This window comes from Beduinella massiliensis, assembly GCF_900199405.1.
Lineage (GTDB): Bacteria > Bacillota > Clostridia > Christensenellales > Aristaeellaceae > Beduinella > Beduinella massiliensis.
In genome coordinates, this window is record NZ_LT963430.1 from 1,753,452 (window position 1) to 1,771,301 (window position 17,850).

A 17,850-nucleotide genomic window follows, 5' to 3' on the forward strand; every position below is an offset into this window, starting at 1 on the left:
CTTGACAAACAAGACTGTAATTATTATAATTACTGTTACAAGCGAGATTACAGAATGGAGCGCGATGTATGAAACGGAAGAGCATATTGTTGTTGATGGGGCTTGCGGCGGTGAGCATGCTGCTGACGGCGTGCGCAAAGCCCGACGCGGGGAAGCCAGACGGAATGGAAACAAGCGGCGGGGCTTACCAGAAGATCGATCCCGCCGAGGCAAAGCGCATGATCGATGCGGGCGGCGTGACGGTGGTGGACGTGCGCAGGACGGACGAATACGAGGACGGCCACGTGCCGGGCGCAATCAACATCCCCAACGAAGACATTGCGGATCAAATGCCGGCGGCGCTGCCGGATGCCGGGGCGACGCTGATCGTCTACTGCCGGTCGGGCGTGCGCAGCAAACAGGCCTCTGACAAGCTGGTGCGGATGGGGTATCGGCGCGTGTACGACATGGGAGGCATCCTCGATTGGACGTATGATACGGTGACAGGCGTCGAACCGGGCGCAAACGCGGCTGAATAAGGATGACAGGGCATACGAGAAAGGACAGGGATGGGCTATGAAAAGGAACGAATACGACGCGATCATCATTGGGTTTGGCAAGGGCGGCAAGACGCTGGCCGCAAAGCTCGGCGCGAGCGGGAAAAAGGTGGCCCTGGCGGAGATGGATTCCGACATGTACGGCGGCACCTGCATCAACGTGGGGTGCATTCCCTCCAAGTCGTTGATTACGAGCGCGGCGAAGACGGATCCGCACGCGCCTGAGGCGGAGAAAGCGGCGGCTTTTCGGCGGGCGGTCGAAGAAAAACGGCGGCTGACGGCGATGCTGCGCAAAAAGAACTACGACAAGCTGGAACGTATGGAGAACGTCACCCTGTACGATGGGCATGCCCGTTTTGTGGGCGCGCATCAGGTGGAGGTAACGGGGGATACGGGCACATATCTCCTTGAGAGCGCGCAGATCTTCATCAATACCGGTTCTACTGCCCGCATTCCGCCCATCGAGGGCATTCGGGATACGCCGGGCGTCTACACCAGCGCGGGGCTGATGGACGTCGAGGTCCTTCCGCACCGCCTCGTCGTCATCGGCGGCGGATACATCGGACTGGAGTTTGCCTCCATGTTCGCGGACTTCGGAAGCCAGGTGACCGTCCTGCAGGATAACGGGGACTTTCTGCCGCGTGAAGACGAGGACGTGGCGCGGGCGATTCGCGATACGCTGGAAGCGCAGGGCATCATCCTGCGATTTAACGCAAAGACGCAGAAGATTGAGAAGGGCGCGCAGGGGCCGGTCCTAACGTTTGAGGCCGGCGGAACGGTCGAGCGCTTTGAGGCGGACGCGGTGCTGGTCGCGACGGGGCGCGTGCCCAATACGCAGGGGCTGAACTGCGAGGCAGCGGGCGTTCAACTCACGCCGCATGGGGCCGTTCGGGTCGACGATCAGCTCCGCACGACCGCGCCAGGCATCTGGGCGCTGGGCGACGTAAACGGCGGCGCGCAGCACACCTACGTGTCGCTGGACGACTTTCGCGTCGTATGGTCGCAGCTGTCCGGCAGCACGCGTTACACCACGGCGGATCGCAGGAATGTGCCCTACAGCGTGTTCCTGCACACGCCCTATGCCCGCGTTGGGCTGAATGAGCGCGAAGCGCGCGCCGCGGGCTACGACGTCCGCGTGATGAAGATGCCCGCGGCGGCGATCCCCAAGGCGCAGGTGCTTCGGGCGACGGACGGCTTGCTCAAGGCGGTCGTGGATGTCCGGACGGACAAAATCCTGGGCGCGATGCTGCTGTGCAGCGAGTCCTACGAGACGATCAACGTCGTGAAGCTGGCCATGGATTTGGGAGCGCCCTACACGGCGCTTCGCGACCAGGTCTTCACCCATCCCACGATGACGGAGGCCTTAAACGACCTGTTCAGCCTCTGAGAATTTTTCTTTCCGGCCGATTGCCTCGGCCGGTTTTCGTTTTTGGTGAAACCTCTTGCCCCCCTTGGAATAAAAATTTGCATTTCCTGAATCTGGGGCTGTGCTCGTGCGTCTAATGGGTGAAGCGCGCTTTTAAAAGAGGGCCGCGCAAGCGGCCTTATCCCGCCGGCGCCGGACGCCCCGCGTCCAACGCCCGACGGACATCCAAAGAGGAGGAACACCATGGACAAGGAGGACTTCGCCGCGAGGATCACCTCGGCGCAGGGCAGCCTGTACCGCATCGCGTGCAGTTACCTTGCGTGTGAGCACGACCGCCTGGACGCGATCAGCGAGGCAATCTGCAAAGCCTGGCAAAAGCGGGATACCCTGCGCAGCGAGCGGTATTTTAACACCTGGCTGGTTCGCATCCTCATCCGGGAGTGCATTGCCATTCAGCGCAGGCAGCGGCGCACGACGCCGGTGGAGCAGTTGATGCAGCCCGACGTGCCTACGCAGAACGAGGATTTGCGCCTGGCGCTCAGCCGTCTTCCGCAAAAGCTGCGGGCCGCGACTGTGCTGCACTACATGGAGGGCTACAGCGTGCAGGAGGTCGCCTCGATGCTGGGTACGACCAAGGGCGCGGTTTGCTCGCGGCTTTCACGTGCGCGCGAAAGCCTGCGTGCCCTTCTGAAGGAGGGGATCGAATGAAGCGCGAAGAATGGCGGCGCGCCTACGAGCCGCTGCCGGACAGCCTTGCCGTGCGTGTCGAGCGCACCCTATCACAGCTTGAGGAGGAACGTATCGTGAAAAAACATGTGTTACGGACGATCATCATCGTCTGCGTGCTAGTGCTTTTGCTGGGCGGTACCGCGCTAGCGATGGCGAGGCAGTTTGGCGTGGGGGACTTTCTGGGCTGGATGTACGGAGAGGAGCTAAAGCCCGGCGCGCAGGAGCTCGTAGATTATCCACAGGCTTCAAAGCGCGTAGGCGACGTGACGGTGACCGTGCGCGAGGCGATTTGGGACGGCTTCGCCGGTCATCTGGTGATCGAGTACAGGAGCCCGGAGGGCACGGCGATGGTGCCCTGGGACGACCGGCGGATCGAAGGAAAAGCGGAGGACGAACAGGCGCTGCTGGATACCTATAGCGTCTATTACGCGCCGCTTGATCCGGATCTCCTGTGCGTCACCGATAAAGGAAGTGAAACGTTCTGGGGCGAACTGGGTTTTTATTACCGGCAGGAAGCGGACGACGTGCTCTCGATGATTCTGTCGTTCAGCTGCACACAAATGAAGTCTACGCGGCTGTCCTTTGGCGCGGGCGCGCACAAGTTTACGAAGGGGCAGGAGGACGAGCGGACGGACGAATGGCTGGAATTTGATGTGACCGACCACACCCTGAAAAACCATACCTTCACGTTCGAGCGTCCCGGCGAATTGAACGGGAAGGAGATCGACCGCGTGACCTTTACCTTTACCCCCTTGCAGACCGTGGTGGACATCGACTTTGCGGACGGGGCCCGGACGTACACGGGCATAGACGTGCTGGTACTGGACGAAGCGGGGAACGCCGTTGAGCCCACATCCACGTCCCTCTTGTCCAACGGCGTGGACGCCTTTGACGAGCTGCCCCGGAGGATTGGGCTGCAGGCGGCGTCGAACGGGGAACCCATCGGGGAGGTGCTCGCCCTGTCGTTTGAGTAAAGCGGGAATTTGCAGAAACGGAGCGCGGCCCGGAGCTGATTTTTTTCAGCTCCGGGCCGCGCGTTTGTCTTTTGCTTAAAGTGCGCATCCGGGGAAACGTTCCTTTGCCGCCCTGAACAGCACCGGGGTAATGGCCGGATACGTCAGATTTTCCGGCAGGCAATCAAAGGTGCAGGTGCGCGCCATCTCGCTTTCGGGCAACGCCGAGAGCGTGCGGATGTCCGCAAAGAAGACCCTGCCGTTGGACGAATCCTTTTCGTCGCCCGCGCGGTAGTCGAAGAGCGGCGTCAGCGTGAAGTCCGTCGCGCCCGATTCCTCGTACAGCTCGCGCCGCGCCGCTTCCTCGGGCGTTTCGCCGGGCTCAATGTGGCCGCCCTGCGTCTCCCAGGTGGCGCGTTTTTTATGCTGGCTGAGCAGGATTTTGTCCTGATAGCGCGAGAGCGTCACGATAAAGCGGTAATCGGAAAGCCCGTCGAGGGGATAGACCTCGCAGTAACTGAGGCTTTGGCGGATCGCGCGCACCCGGTTCAGCCACAGGGCCGCGCTCGCGTCGCTGGGCATGCGCCAGTCGCCACGCGGAGAAAGGCTTACGCTGCCGACCTTGGGGCCGTCGGGCATGCACGAGCGCTTGAACTGCTGGCTGAAGAAACGGCGCGTAAACGTCTCCAGTGCGTCCACGATCTGACGGCGGGTGTAGGCGCCGGCAAAGGCGGCTTCGGCCAGCGCGAGCAGCTTGTCCGGCCCCGCGCCGCAGTCCATCATGTTGTACAGAAAGAAGTCGTGCAGCGCGTAAGCCCCCAGCACGTCCTCCGTGCGCTGGGAGAGCTCCTCGCCTTCCTTGGAGGGGATCAGCTCCGGGGAGATCGGCGTATCCAGGATGTCGTCCACGATGGCGGCGATTTCCCCTCCGAACACTGTATGGCCCATGTAACGCACCAGATGCTGGATCAGCGTCTTGGGTACGCTGCCGTTGATGTTGTACATGGACATCTGGTCGCCGTTATAGGTGCACCAGCCCAGCGCCAGCTCGGAGAGGTCGCCCGTGCCCATCACCAGCGCGCCGATACGGTTGGCGTAGTCCATCAGAACCTGCGTGCGCTCGCGTGCCTGCGCGTTTTCGTAGGCGACGTCGTGTACGTCGGGGTTCTGGCCGATGTCCGCGAAGTGCTGCGTAACCGCCGGGCCGATGGGGATTTCCTTCACCGTGCAGCCCAGCCGCGCCATGAGCGCGCGCGCGTTGTTCAGCGTGCGGCTGCCGGTGCCAAAGCCCGGCATCGTGATCGCGTGCAGTCCGTCGGCGGGGTAGCCTGCCTCGCGGAAGGCGTGCGCCGTCACCAGCAGCGTCAGCGTCGAATCCAGGCCGCCCGAAACGCCGATGACCGCCTTGTGAAGCCCTGTGCGTTCAAAGCGGGTGAGCAACCCGTTTTTTTGGATTGAGAGGATCTCCTGCGTGCGCGTCTCGCGCTCCGTCCCCGTGGGCACGAAGGGCATGGGCGAGACGGGGCGCAGCAGGTCGGCCTTGTCCGCACCACCGAGCTTTATGGGGATGCGGCGCAGGCCCTGCGGCGCGTCCGTGAAGAAGGAACGGTTGCGCGCGCGCTTAAATGTGAGGCGCTGCAGGTCCACATCCGCGACCGTCAGCGATTCGCTGCGGACAAAGCGCCTGTTTTCGGCGAGCAGGCGGCCGTTTTCGTAGACGCCCGCGTAGCCCGCAAAGACGAGATCGGTCGTCGATTCGCCGTAGCCGGCGCCCGCGTAAACGTAGCCGCACATACAGCGTGCGGACTGCTGCGAGATCAGCTCCGTGCGGTAGCGGTGCTTGGTGACGACCTCGTTGCTGGCGGAGGGGTTGAAGATGAGCTGCGCGCCCGCCATGCACAGCGGGCCGGAGGGCGGCGCGGGCACCCAAAGGTCCTCGCAGATTTCTACGCCGAAGCAGGCTTCATCGCTTTCAAAGAGCAGCCCGCCGCCCATGGGAACGGTATCGCCCGAAAGGGAGATCGCGGCGGGCGCCTCGCTCGCGGGGGAAAACCAGCGCTGTTCGTAAAATTCGGCGTAGTTGGGCAGATGCTGCTTGACCGCGATGCCGGCGACGCGTCCACCCGATACGACGGCAGCGCAGTTGAACAGCCGCCCGCCCGCCATCAGCGGCAGACCGACGATGGAGACGACGGGCCCGCCGTGCGCGGCGATGCGAAGCAGACCGTCGAGCGCGGCCGTCTGCAGCGTGGGCTGCAGCAGCAGGTCGCCGCAGGTGTAGCCGCAAAGGCAAAGCTCGGGGAAGACGAGGATGCGCACGCCCGCGTCCGCGGCGCGGTCGATGAGCCCGATGATATTCTGCGTATTTTTGGCGCAGTCCGCGACGTCAACGCGCGGAACAGCGGCGCCCACGCGGAGCATTCCACTTAACAACGTTCATCATCCTTTCCAACGATGGGGACGAAAATAGTTTTTCTTACTGTACCACATTTGGGCCGGTTGTACAACCGCGGCGGCATGATTCCGCCGGCCTTTGCATAGGAATCAGTACGATGCGGGAGGGATGAAACATGAGCAATCCGGACAGACATGTCATTCACGTCGGCAGCATGCAGGTGCGTGAGCGGCGCGCGCCGGGCACGGGCGCAAAGCCCGGCTCCAGGCAGCAGCAGGAGACGGGCGGGCTCACACTGCCCGAGCGGCTGCTTCGCGACTGCGCGCTGTGCACGGCGGCGGTGCTCGCGGCGATGAGCTTTGCCAACATCGGCGGCACGACGGCGGACGGCGTGATGAGCCGCGTCGCCTCTGCGGTGCAGATGGATTTCCAGCCGGACGAGGCGTTGGGCAGGCTGCAGTTCGTGCAGAACATGCTGCCCGAGAGCGTGCTCGTCTTTTGGAACGTCGGGGAGGAGACAGCGGCCTACGAGGTCCCCAAGGGCGACGTCGTGCACACCTGGAGCGAGCAGGAGCCGTGGCTGGAGGTTGCCTGCGAGGGCGACGTAAAGGCGGCGGCCGCGGGCGAAGTAATGAGCGTCACGCGCGGCGACGAAGGGCTTTACACGATGCGGCTTCAGCATGCGGACGGCTCCGAAACGATTTACGGCAACCTGGCGCAGTGTCTCGCCTGGGAGGGCGATTACGTAGAGGAGGAGGGCGTCCTGGGAACAGCGGACGGCGAATTGTCGTTTGAAATTCGCAGAGAGGGTAGGATGCTGAACCCTGCGGACGTCGCGAAGCGATGAAAATAGCCAAGGTCAGGGACGTGAGCATCGAGATGCACCCCGCGCTTCCGATTTTCATGGCGGCGATGTGCATGATGGGCCTTCAGCGCGTGCTGGCGGTGAGCATCACCGTGCTGACGCTGCACGAGCTGGCGCACGCGCTTACGGCGCGCCTGCTGGGCTTTCAGGTCGTCTCGCTGGAGCTGATGCCCTTCGGCGCCTGCGCGAGGCTCGAAGGCATGCGGGAGGAGACCGGATGGCGCAGCGCGGTCATCGCGCTTTCGGGTCCGGCGATGAACGCGCTGCTCGTCGTGTTGGCGATGGCCTGCGTGGGATCGGGGTGGGCTGTGCGCCAGGACGCGCAGCTCTTCGTGCGCATCAACCTGGTGCTCATGTTCTTTAACCTCTTACCGGTGCTCCCGCTCGACGGCGGGCGTGCGCTGTACGCCCTGTGCGCCGCGCGCCTGGGACGTGAGCGCTGTCTGCGCGTCTTTTCGCGCGCGGGGGAGGCGGTCGGGCTTGCGATTATCGCCCTGGGTGTCTACGGCGCGGTGTACAGGGTTCTGAACCTGACCCTCTTTCTCACGGGAAGCTATCTCGTCTACGCGGCGGCGAAGGAGCGGCAGACGCCCGGCATGGGCGGCGTGCGCACGGTGCTCTGCCACGTGCGCCAGCTCACGCGGCGCGGCGTGCTGCCCGTCCGCTCGATGCTCGTGCGTGCGGACCTGCCGCTGACGGCGCTGGCTGGAGGCCTCTCGGCGCGCGCTTATGGGGATTTTCAGGTCGTGGACGATGAGATGCGCCCTCTGGGCACGCTGCGGGAAGACGCGCTGCTTTCGGCGCTCATGGAGGACCCGACGCAGTCCGTGCGGGACGCGCTGGAGGGGTTACGGAAAAGACAAGAAAAAGTGAAAAAAGATTGAAAAAACCTGTTGACATGGGGCGCGGAATGCGCTATAATATCATTCGTCGAACGGAGCACTTCAAAAACGCTCCCGGATGAACTGAATATTGGGGAATTGTGTAACGGCAGCACCTACGACTCTGACTCGTATTGTCTAGGTTCGAATCCTAGTTCCCCAGCCATTATGGCTCCATGGTCAAGCGGTTAAGACGTCGCCCTCTCAAGGCGAAATCAGGGGTTCGATTCCCCTTGGAGCTACCAAAGCGGAAAGCGTCGAAAGTCGGCGCTTTTTTTGATTTTTGAAAAAGCATGACGCTTTGAAAGCAATATGGGTACGGAACGGCCGCGCTCTGCGGTGAAAGAAAAACGGCCGATGCGTTTGCCGGCCGTCTAGCCATCGACCAAGTCGATGACCGCGTGCAAAATGAAGGATCATTTTGCACGGATGATATGGAAAATTTTTTCTCCCGAGGCGGAATGTTAGATCACATCCCGGCATGTCCTCCGCCGGTGGATTCGTTTGAGGCCTGCGTGAGGCGCCTTCGCCTCCCGTTCAGTGCGGGCGGCCCTGTTCCAGCGCGGCGTTGCAGGTCTCGTCGATGGAGGCCGCAACCTGGGCGGGGGTTTTCGTTCCCCGCAGCAGATCCTGAATGTTGAGGTAAAACGCATCCCGCACGCCCTGCCAGTTCAGGTTGTCGAGACGAACGATGGTGGTAAGATTTTCGCTGTTTTCCCTGTAGGCATTCAGCATCCAGATCTTATCGCCGTATTCTTCCATGACCGAATAATTGACCGGAAGGGTGCCCAGCGTGTATTTCATCAATTCCTCATCCGAATAAATGTACCGGATGAACTCCTTTGCCACCTGTATTTTTTCCGCGTCGCCGTTGTCAAACACACAAAAGCCGTTGGTGGTGGCGACGGCGTAGCCGCGGCCATCCATGCTGGGGAAGTTGACCGGGAACACGTCCAGCCCCTGATCACGGTAATCCCATAGATTGGTGAGATTGGACATGCAGATGGCCAGCTGACCGTTGCCGAACAGGTCGATCACGTCGGCAAATTCGATGTTTTCTGCAGCCTTCGGCACATAGCCCTGATCGTCCAGAGACTTCAGCCACGCGAGCGCCGCGATGCCCTCCGGCGTATTCACGGCAAAATTCCCTTCCTCGTCGTACAGGCTGCCGCCCATCGCCTGCAGCAGCGTCATGATGTGGCTGTCTCCCTGGCTGGTCAGTGCATACATCATGAACACATAGGTGCTCTCGTCGGCGATGGACGCCTTCAGCCCCGCGAACACCGTGTTGAAATCCTCCGTGGACCAGTGAGCGATGGTGTCCGGCTCGGGAATGAAGGCATCCAGCCCCGCCTGCTCCATCATGGCCCGGTTCACAGCCAGCGTGTTTTGCAGCTGGTGATAGGGGAGGACGTAGACGTGCCCTTCGTAGGTGTTCTGATTCCAGAATGTGCTGCTGATATCCGAGCGCAGCGCTTCGTCGATGATGTCGTCCAGCGGGACGAGCCACCCCTTGTCCGCCCAGGCGGAGGTATTCCAGGAACCGGCGAAGAAGATGTCCGTTGCATCCTGCGTGCCGATCTTGTCCAGCAGCTGTGCCTTTTCGTCCATATAATTGTAGCGGCTGATCTCAAACCGCACGTCGCAGGCCGTATACTGAGCGCTGAACCGTTCCGCGGCCAGCGCCAGCATATCGCTGACTTCCGATTCGCCCACGCCCGGTATGTCGCCCAGCCCGATCGGAGGCGTGGATATTTTGAGGGTAATCGCGCGTGACTTCCCGTTGTTCGAGGAGGTAGACTGGCATCCCGACAGGGAAAGAACGACGGCAAACGCCAAACATACACAGAATATCCGCTTCACTTTATCTTTTCCTCATTTCCAAACGTCCGATTTTATCCAACAGCTTGGCGATATCCAACGGCTTTGTGAGCGTGTCGTTCATGCCTGCGTTCAGCGCTTTGTCCAGATCCTCCTGGAACGCGCTGGCGGTCACGGCAAAGATGACGATGCTCCTGGCATCCGGATGGCCGCTCCGCCGAATGCGTCGCGCCGCTTCGTATCCGTCCATCACCGGCATCTGCACGTCCATCAGGATCAGGTCGAAGGCCTTTGCCGGACTGGCCTCAAAGATATCTACGGCCTCCTTGCCGTTGACGGCCTCTGTCAAAAGGCAGCCCTGCTCTGTTAAGACCGTTGTGACGATCATCCTGTTCAGCTCGTTGTCCTCCACGACGAGAATGCGCATGCCTTTTATGTCGGCCGCGGACTTCCGGGAGGCCTGCTCCCGCGCCGCGCCGGACTTCTTTGAAATCGGAAGGGGGATCGTGATGGTGAAGACGGTGCCCTGTTCCGGCCTGCTGTCCACAGAGATCGTACCACCCATCTTCTCCACCAGATTCTTGCTGATCGTCGTGCCGAGGCCCGTGCCGTTTTTAGAGATCGTCCGGTTCTCCTGCTCAAAGGGCTGCCAAATCCGCGTCAGAAATTCCTGGCTCATGCCGCAGCCGGTATCCCGGATGACGAAGGTGGTGTTGGCGATTCCGTTGTCCAACGTCTGGGTAGCGGTCAGCACGACGGAGCCCTCTGCCGGCGTAAACTTGATGGCGTTGCCCAGGAGGTTCATCAGGATTTGCTTGAGTCGGATCGCGTCCCCGATGACCCAGTTTTGTTTCAGGCCCCGACCTTCTATTGTAAAGGCAACTCCCTTGTCGTGGGCCTGCGTCTCCAGCAGCTTGTTTACCTCGGACAGCAGCTCGTCCAGGTTCAAATCCCGGCAAATCAGCTCCAGCTGACCGCTTTCGATCTTTGACATGTCCAGAACGTCGTTGATGATGTCCTTTAAAAACGTGGTCGTCACGAGCGTTTTTTGCAGGTACTCTTTTAATTTGTCCTTGTCGTCCAGGCTCTCCTGCATGAGGTAGCACAGCCCCGATATGCCATTGAGCGGCGTGCGGATCTCGTGGCTCATATTCGCCAGGAACTTCGTCTTGGTCTGTTCCACGATGCGGAGGGTTTTCACCTCGTTCATCTGCCGGTAGATAAAGACCACGGTCAAAAGACATACGATGCCGATCAGCACGAAGAACACCAGCGACTGTAGCAGGAGCCTGTGCACCTGATCCGTGGTGATCTTGTCGGAAAGCTGAACGACCAGGCTCCAGCCGGAGCGGTATATGTCGCTTAGCGGCTCGATCAGCGTGTAAAATCCCTTGTCGTTCACGGAGAACCGAAAGAGCTGCCGCTCTCCCCGCTGGATGGCGTCGTGAACCACGGCCTGGGTGTAGCCCTTCTGCAGGGTGACGTTCGCCAGAAAGCTCAGGTAGTTGTTCGTGGCGTCGTCCTCGTAGACCGTACTGGACGTCACGATTTCGCCGTTGGACTGGATGATGACGGTCATGCCCATCTGGTTAAAGCTTTCCAGGCGCATCTGCGCTTCGATAGAGGAGACGGGCACCAGGCCGACGATGCCGACCACGTGCGTCTCGCCGCACCGGACAGGCTCGGACAGCTTTGCCCCGCAGACCATGTATTCCCCCCAGTGCTCGCGGGTGCTCTCACGGTAGATGGAGGCGAAATAGCCGTCGGCGATCAGGTAATCTTCCTTCCAGGCCATGTCGTTTAAATCCGTTTTCAGGCCGGTATGCGCGTATACGCTCCCTTCGTCCGTCACCAGGTACAGCCGCTGAAACGTCCCGGAGACCACGTTGAGCTTCAAGTCAGTGAAGACCTCCGCGAGCGAATACTCTCTTGCGGCGTTGATGCGGTTTGTGATCGTCATAAGCGCCGACCATTTGCTGTCCATCTGGTTGAGCATGTTCTGCCGGTCGTGCTCCGCGATCTGCTCCATGAAGGATACGGTTGTGGCGTGGATGACCTCGCGAACGCTTCTTTGATAAAGCCAGTAACCGGCGGACAGCAGGCTGACGACGACCGCGGACAACACGAACAAGGGGAAAATTCTCCGCTTTGCTCCGCTCATAGCAATACGCTCCTTTTCTCCTTGGTTCTTGGTGGACGGTTTTAGCGTCACATTTGACTCGGATACGCCCCGTCAACCGCGTTTATCTTGGAACCATATCCAGATAGAGTATATTGCAATCGCTCATTTTTTGCAACTGCAAATTGTGATAAGACGGGGGGAGCGGGGGAATGCACCGCCTCCAAAATGGGGGGCGCGGGTTCGTCCTTCGGCGGACGATTTAACAGGAAAAAGGGTTACGGCGTGCCCCGGCTCGTTGCAGTTGCAAAATAGGGGGCTCTGCCATATAATGATGAAAATAAGGGTCCCTGTATGTATAAAAAGGCCGTCCTTCATGAACGCGAGGACATAAAAGACGGGCGAAACAATAGAGGTTACATGGCGAAAGGCGAAGATGATTTTGAGCTACGATGCTATGATGTACGAGCGGGTGTATCAGATTCTCAGGAACAGGATTGAATGCGGGCTGCTGCCGACAGGGTCAAGCCTTCCCTCCCGCAGCAATTTGTGCGAGGAATTTGGCATTTCGGAAAAGACAATTCGACGTGCGTTGCAGATGCTGAAAGAAAAAGGCCTGATTGACACGCAGCAGCGAAAGCGTCCTGTTGTCACGTACGACTGTAGTGCCGTCCATCAGACGACCCGGCTTGCGCTGGAAAAAATAGACGCCGAGGTGACGGACGACGTATTGAAGACGGGCCTGCTGCTGTGTTACCCCGTGATAAAAAATGGGATTTCTCTCTGCCGAAAAGGAGATCTGGAAGTACCACGTAGGATTTTTGAAAACATGGCCGCGGCGGACGCAGATGAGTTTTGGAGATTGTCGAAGCGTTTTTGGAGATTTTTTGTGGCCCGAAATGAGAATGATCTCATCCTTCGGGTGGTAGACAGCCTGGGGCTCGCAGAACTGAAGCCGCTGCGGGAACATGAGGCGAATCGGATCAGGTACCGGGAGCAGCTTCAGGGGTTTTTGCGGATCGTTGAACGCGGCGATGCCCCGGAGAGCGCTCCCTTTGACAATATGTCCGGGCTCTATGGCTTTACAGAGGGGGATACTCCCGCGTTTCATGTTCCGGCCGACTCGGTGGTGGTGCTCGGAAGGACGCAGCTGGAAAAGCTCTTGTCGGCGGCGGAGGTGCGATACGCGGCGGTGTATATGGACCTTTTGGGCCTCATAGCGGTGGGGCGGTACAAGCGAGGGGATAAGCTGCCCACGCATAAGGAATTGCAGGAAATATACGGCGTTTGCGTGGATACGACCCTCAAAGCAATACAAATGATGCAGGAATGGGGCGTTGTAAAGGCGGTACGCGGCAATGGCATCTTTGTGGAGATGAGCCAGGAGGAATTGAATAAAATCCAGATTCCCGCTCATTTAGTCGCCAATCAGGTTCGGCGCTATCTGGACAGTTTGGAGTTGCTGGCCCTAACGATCGAGGGAACAGCCAGCTGCGCCGCGCCGCATATTGCGCAGAGCGAGATACAGACGGTAAAGCATAAGATCGACCGCCTGTGGAATGAAGAGTACCTATACGGCCGTACCCCCGCCGTGCTTCTGGATTTTATTGTCGAGCATACGGGAATCGATACGCTGAATGGCGTTTACGCACTCCTGCAAAGGAACCTGCGGATCGGCCGCAGTATTCCGGCCCTGCTCCACACGACGAAGACGGCTGCAAACTGCGAAATTCATCAGGAGTGCGTAATCGCGATCGATCAGCTCACCGCCGAAAATCACGCGGCCTTTGCGGAAAAGACTGCCGGGGTATTTCGCCATATCCATTGCTTGGTGATCGAAGCGTGCAAGCGGTTGGGCTATTACGAGGCTGCCATGGAGGCTTATGACGGCGGTGCTTTGTGGAAATGATTTTTTCTTATTTTGCAGAGGGAAGTTTTGATCTTGTGCGCATTGGCGTTACAGGCCCGATCCTCTTTAAGATGTCGTCTCGAATTGCTTTGTGACCGCCTTTACGAGGGACATCGCGTCCCTGCCGTCATTGGGATAGGCAACCGTGCAATAACGCGGCGAAATGAATATTTTACGACCGTCCACTCTTCTTTTCCAATACAGCTGCAGGATGAAGTCTTCGATCATCCGATCCGGCCGTGAACCGTCGTCCGCAAAGATCGCCAGCAGGAAGCAGTCGTCGTTGAGCCTGGTTACGAAGGTATCCTTGGGAAGACAGTCCAGCACGCTTTGGCGGAACCGCATCAAATGCGCGACAAGCTCGTCGCGTCCCATGTTTTTTGTAAACCTGCGGAAATTACCCAGTTGCAGCTCCAGGAAGCACAGCCTGGAATCCGGCTTTTTCGAGAGGCGCTTATTCACGAAGTAGATAAAGCCCTCCATTGTGGCCAGCCCGCTGTCTGCGTTCGTATACTTTGCGACTTTCAGTCTCCGCTGAAGACCCACCACGCGGCACAGCAGCATACCCGCCGCGAGCAGGACGAGGCCAAGCCCGAGAAAGATGGCGTCGATGCGCGCATGCTCGGACTGCGTGATCCAGCCGCCTTTCGGCATGACGCTGATATTCCAGGTGGCGGGCAAGCTGAATTCAAGCTTTACGGCATCCGAATAGTCAATAGCGGGGTTCGTGGTCAAGACGACGTTCTTGGTCTGCCCCAGAAAATCCAGACGCCAGAGCTCATAGTCGTAGTTTCCGTCTTCCAGCTCCGTCAGTCCCAGCGTAGAGAGCACGTAGGCGCTGTCCATCGCGACGACGATCTCGCCGATATAGTCCGCGCCCAGATAGAGGGGCTGCAGAAAAAGGAACACGTCCGTTTCCTCGCCGAACAGGCTGGCCGGCCCCTCCACGACGGGTATTTTTGCAAATTTCGCCAGGGTGATGCTGTAGGCGAAGTCCGCCATATCCTTTCCGGTCAGGGCGCCGAAGCGATCCGCCGGATAGACATAATCCAGCGTATCCTCCTTGAAATAGGCGACATAGGCCACGTGCTCATTTTCTTCCGTGAGCCGCCGTGCGCTTTTTTGAAAGAGCTCCAGGTGGTCGCTGTCGTCCAGATCGATGGCGTAGGAGAGCTTCAGCGCGGCATTCAAATTTTTGAAGGTCTCGTCAAGTCCCTTGTGAAAACCGCCCACCACCGTCTGGGCTGCCGCCACGCGCTCCTCGCGGAGCGCGTTTTTTACGGCGCCGTCCAGCACCAGCATCGCTTCCGCTAGCAGCAAAACGAGGACGGCCAATATCAGGGCCCGCCTTTTTCTAAATTTCATCGTGCTCACCGTACAAATAGATGGAATAATTGGCCTTCCCGTGACATTTCACATCATAGAGCGCTTTATCCGCGTTGGCGATCAGCGTGCCCAGCGAAAATTCCGGATGCCAAAGGCTAACGCCGATGCTGCAATGAACCGTAATGTCCTTGTCCTCGCAGCGCACGTCAAACGTTAATCTGCCGACCATCTCCTTCAGGACGGCGTCCAGTTCCTCGCGGTCGTCGATGTCCCGCAGAATCAGAATGAATTCGTCGCCGCCGTACCGCCCCACAATTCCATCGTATTTGACGCTATACTCCCGCAGGACGGAGCCGATCCTTTTCAGGGCTATGTCACCGGCTAAGTGGCCGTTCTTGTCGTTGAGCGTCTTTAAATTGTCCAGATCGATAAAGCAGAGGGCAAAGGTCTGCCCGTCGCGCTTCTCCTGCTTTTCCTGCAGCATCGCTTCCGCCCGGTCCAGAAAAATAACCCGGGTAAACACGCCCGTCAAATCGTCGTTCAGGCCTCTGCTGGACAGCTGAAGGATATTCTCATAATCGAATAGCTCCGAGGGGTCGCTGCTCTGGCAGACCTTCTTTTTGATCTCCTGCACGGCGTTGACCATATGCTCGATGCTATTCGCCTGGAGCCTGGCGTGATAATTTACGAAATAGTACAGCCCCAACAGGAGCAGCAGCATCCCAAGCAGGACAAAGCCCGCGGAGGGCAGCATGGAGAAGAACTCCGGCCAGAAGCCGACGGTGACCACCACGTCCCAGTTGGCGTTTTCTACGGGGCCGTACTCGGTGAACCGGAGCTCGGCGCCAACGCTGCTGCGGAAGGAGCCGGCCTTTCGGTTCAGCATCTGTTCCTCGATCTGGTCGGCGGTCGCCCCATAGAGCTTGTAGTCGTCCAGAATGTCAAGGATGGATGAACCGTAGACCGTGCCGTTCGTAGCGCACATGACCTGCCCCTTGGAGCCAATCAGCACCGCGTCCGCCGTCGTGGAGGAGGTAATCTCCTTCAAGAGCGCGGAGATGTCGTCCAGGACGACCGTGGCGAACAGGCTGCCCGTCAGGACGCCATCCTGCAGCAGCGGGACGATGACGGTATAGTTCAGCGTCTTGCCGTCGGCTCCGGCGACAAAGCTGTCCGTCACGTAGGACTGCTTGGAGGCGTATACCTTCTGCATATGCTCGCGGCTGGCCAGGCTGGCGGGTTCTTCGCCTATGGTATACACAACGATGTCCTTGTCCACGTAGCAGATGAACATGTATCCATAGTATTCGTTGATTTTATCCAGCTTGGAGACCTTTTCTTCCCAGGCGATGCCGGGCTCGTAAAAAATCTGAAGCGAGGCCAGGGATTTCAGCAGCTTGAGCGATTCATTGACCTTGTCCGACACCTGTGCGGAGACGCTCTGCTGAATCGTCCGGGCCGTCTGCTTCATATTTTTGTAAGCAAGAAACGCATTTTGAAGCACAAAAACCATCATGCCTAAAATCAGGCAGGCAATAAAACCCCTGCGGACATTGGTGTAGGCCAATGCCTCGGCACTTTTGGCAGCTCGCTTCTTTTCTGTGTTTTTCATACCTTTATCCACCCGCATATATCTTTCATTTTACAGATACCAGGACCTCCGTCTGTTTCAAGGATCGGGGTGCAGAAGTCCAACGAAAAGGCCGAACATTCTTGGCTCCTAATCCATATTATTGTACAGCAGAACGTCGTGATTTGCAACTGTCTTGAAAGGACAACGGCGATCCTGCAGACAACCCTGGAAGTTGAACGGCCATACATCCAGTGAGGATTCAGGCGGAAAACAGCAATAAAAAAGCGCTGCGGCAGAAAAATTTTCTTTTCGCCACAGCGTTCGGCCTGTAAAGAGAGCGTTGAAACGTGCAGGGAGGGGATGGCGTCCGCGATCTTGGGACAACGGAACGCCCGGGTTGCCCGGAGCCCCCTGCTTCGCCGATGGCCTGAGGGCTTCAGCGCATTTCGCCGAATTGCCTTTCGTCGTGCTGGATGACCGCCCACAGGAGCATCAGATCCGTCATGCCGTCCCCGTCGCGCGCGCTCAGCGCAAGGCGGCACAGCCCGCCGCCGTGCATGCTGAGCTGATGCGCGCGGGCATAGGAGAAGATGCGCGCCCGCGCCTCCGAAAAGTCGAAGGGGATGGAGCGGGTGCGAAAGGCCGTGACCACGCACTGCTTGGGGGGCAGATAGGTGACGAACTCCGACTGTTGAAGGCCGAGGCTGATCGCCATCTCCGCGTCTACCGCGACGCCGGACAGGGGTTCCCGCGCAAAGGACGGATCGACGAAGTACGGGCCGTCCAGCAGAATGGCCGCGGACAGGTGCGGCGCGTAGCGCTCGATCCATCCGCCGATCATCGAGGGGGCGGCTTTGCTGGAAAAGCTCTTGCCACGCTGAGAGCCGAGAAAGTACATCGCGGGCTTTTCCTCCACCGCGCAGTCGCTGAGCAGTTCCAGCGCGTGGGCCGCGCGCTGCGCGTGCAGGCACAGGCTCTTGCGAATCTTGTACAGCCGGTCGATTTCATCGTCGATCTGCGCGGCGCGGGCCTGCAGAGCACCGATCTGTTCCTGCTCGCTCGATTGGGTGAGCAGCCTGGCCGTCTGCTGAATGGAAAAGCCGTAATGGCGGTATTGCAGGCTGCAGCCCATCGCCTGCATCTCGTGCTGGCCATACAGCCGGTAATTCCCGTCAGCGGCGCGGCGCGGGCGCAAAATGCCGTGCTTTTCGTACAGCTTAATCCCGTTGGCGGACAGGTTGAACATCTGCTGCATTTCCGAAGCCTTGATTCTCACCGCACGCACGCTCCCACCCTCGTCACCCTGTGACGACTTTTTCAATTTGCGGACACATTGATACTGCGAAGTATAGCATAGATTCCCGCTTTTTTTCAAGG

The 17,850-nt window shown here is 59.2% G+C and carries 13 protein-coding genes and 2 tRNA genes; 9 read left to right on the forward strand and 6 right to left on the reverse strand.

What is annotated here, in order from left to right; all coding sequences use genetic code 11:
- The first annotated feature begins 68 nt into the window (after nt 1-68).
- From C1725_RS08615 to C1725_RS08630, 4 genes are all read left to right on the forward strand, one after another.
- Nucleotides 69-518 (forward strand): rhodanese-like domain-containing protein, encoded by a 450-nt coding sequence (locus tag C1725_RS08615; RefSeq protein ID WP_102411218.1) that lies wholly within the window; start codon nt 69-71, stop codon nt 516-518.
- A 37-nt stretch (nt 519-555) separates the two neighbouring features.
- Nucleotides 556-1,923 (forward strand): FAD-dependent oxidoreductase, encoded by a 1,368-nt coding sequence (locus C1725_RS08620; RefSeq protein WP_102411219.1) that lies wholly within the window; start codon nt 556-558, stop codon nt 1,921-1,923.
- A 222-nt stretch (nt 1,924-2,145) separates the two neighbouring features.
- A complete protein-coding gene (locus C1725_RS08625; RefSeq protein WP_102411220.1) occupies nt 2,146-2,610 on the forward strand; it encodes a sigma-70 family RNA polymerase sigma factor in 465 nt (154 codons plus the stop codon).
- A complete protein-coding gene (locus C1725_RS08630; RefSeq protein WP_102411221.1) occupies nt 2,607-3,605 on the forward strand; it encodes a DUF4179 domain-containing protein in 999 nt (332 codons plus the stop codon). Before C1725_RS08625 ends, C1725_RS08630 begins: the two co-directional genes overlap by 4 nt.
- Nucleotides 3,606-3,680: 75 nt before the next feature.
- Here C1725_RS08630 and C1725_RS08635 read toward each other — a convergent pair whose 3' ends face one another.
- Nucleotides 3,681-6,017, reverse strand: a complete 2,337-nt coding sequence (locus tag C1725_RS08635) for an NAD(+) synthase (RefSeq protein ID WP_102411222.1) — start codon at nt 6,015-6,017, stop codon at nt 3,681-3,683.
- A gap of 137 nt (nt 6,018-6,154) precedes the next feature.
- Between C1725_RS08635 and C1725_RS08640 the strand changes: the two genes are divergently transcribed.
- From C1725_RS08640 to C1725_RS08655, 4 genes are all read left to right on the forward strand, one after another.
- On the forward strand, nt 6,155-6,826 hold the full coding sequence (locus C1725_RS08640; RefSeq protein WP_102411223.1) for a peptidoglycan DD-metalloendopeptidase family protein: 672 nt from the start codon (nt 6,155-6,157) through the stop codon (nt 6,824-6,826).
- Nucleotides 6,823-7,728: a site-2 protease family protein gene (locus tag C1725_RS08645; protein ID WP_102411224.1), complete on the forward strand. Its 906-nt coding sequence runs from the start codon at nt 6,823-6,825 to the stop codon at nt 7,726-7,728. The genes C1725_RS08640 and C1725_RS08645 overlap by 4 nt, the downstream gene beginning before the upstream one ends.
- A gap of 89 nt (nt 7,729-7,817) precedes the next feature.
- Nucleotides 7,818-7,891: transfer RNA gene (locus C1725_RS08650), tRNA-Gln, on the forward strand.
- A gap of 4 nt (nt 7,892-7,895) precedes the next feature.
- A tRNA-Glu gene (locus C1725_RS08655) sits at nt 7,896-7,970 on the forward strand.
- Between the two features lie 292 nt (nt 7,971-8,262).
- Here the strand turns inward: C1725_RS08655 and C1725_RS08660 are convergent.
- Both C1725_RS08660 and C1725_RS08665 read right to left on the reverse strand, forming a co-directional pair.
- The gene (locus tag C1725_RS08660; protein ID WP_346026490.1) at nt 8,263-9,588 is read right to left on the reverse strand and encodes an ABC transporter substrate-binding protein; all 1,326 of its coding nucleotides are present in this window, start codon (nt 9,586-9,588) and stop codon (nt 8,263-8,265) included.
- Nucleotide 9,589: 1 nt separating this feature from the next.
- Nucleotides 9,590-11,671 (reverse strand): hybrid sensor histidine kinase/response regulator, encoded by a 2,082-nt coding sequence (locus C1725_RS08665; protein ID WP_346026878.1) that lies wholly within the window; start codon nt 11,669-11,671, stop codon nt 9,590-9,592.
- A 454-nt stretch (nt 11,672-12,125) separates the two neighbouring features.
- Between C1725_RS08665 and C1725_RS08670 the strand changes: the two genes are divergently transcribed.
- Entirely contained in the window at nt 12,126-13,574 is a 1,449-nt protein-coding gene (locus C1725_RS08670; protein WP_346026879.1) for a GntR family transcriptional regulator, read from the forward strand.
- Between the two features lie 66 nt (nt 13,575-13,640).
- Here the strand turns inward: C1725_RS08670 and C1725_RS08675 are convergent, their stop codons facing one another.
- From C1725_RS08675 to C1725_RS08685, 3 genes are all read right to left on the reverse strand, one after another.
- On the reverse strand, nt 13,641-14,909 hold the full coding sequence (locus C1725_RS08675; protein ID WP_102411228.1) for a hypothetical protein: 1,269 nt from the start codon (nt 14,907-14,909) through the stop codon (nt 13,641-13,643).
- Between the two features lie 19 nt (nt 14,910-14,928).
- Nucleotides 14,929-16,512: a diguanylate cyclase domain-containing protein gene (locus tag C1725_RS08680; RefSeq protein WP_102413291.1), complete on the reverse strand. Its 1,584-nt coding sequence runs from the start codon at nt 16,510-16,512 to the stop codon at nt 14,929-14,931.
- Between the two features lie 397 nt (nt 16,513-16,909).
- A complete protein-coding gene (locus C1725_RS08685; RefSeq protein ID WP_102411229.1) occupies nt 16,910-17,758 on the reverse strand; it encodes a MerR family transcriptional regulator in 849 nt (282 codons plus the stop codon).
- Nucleotides 17,759-17,850: the final 92 nt, after the last annotated feature.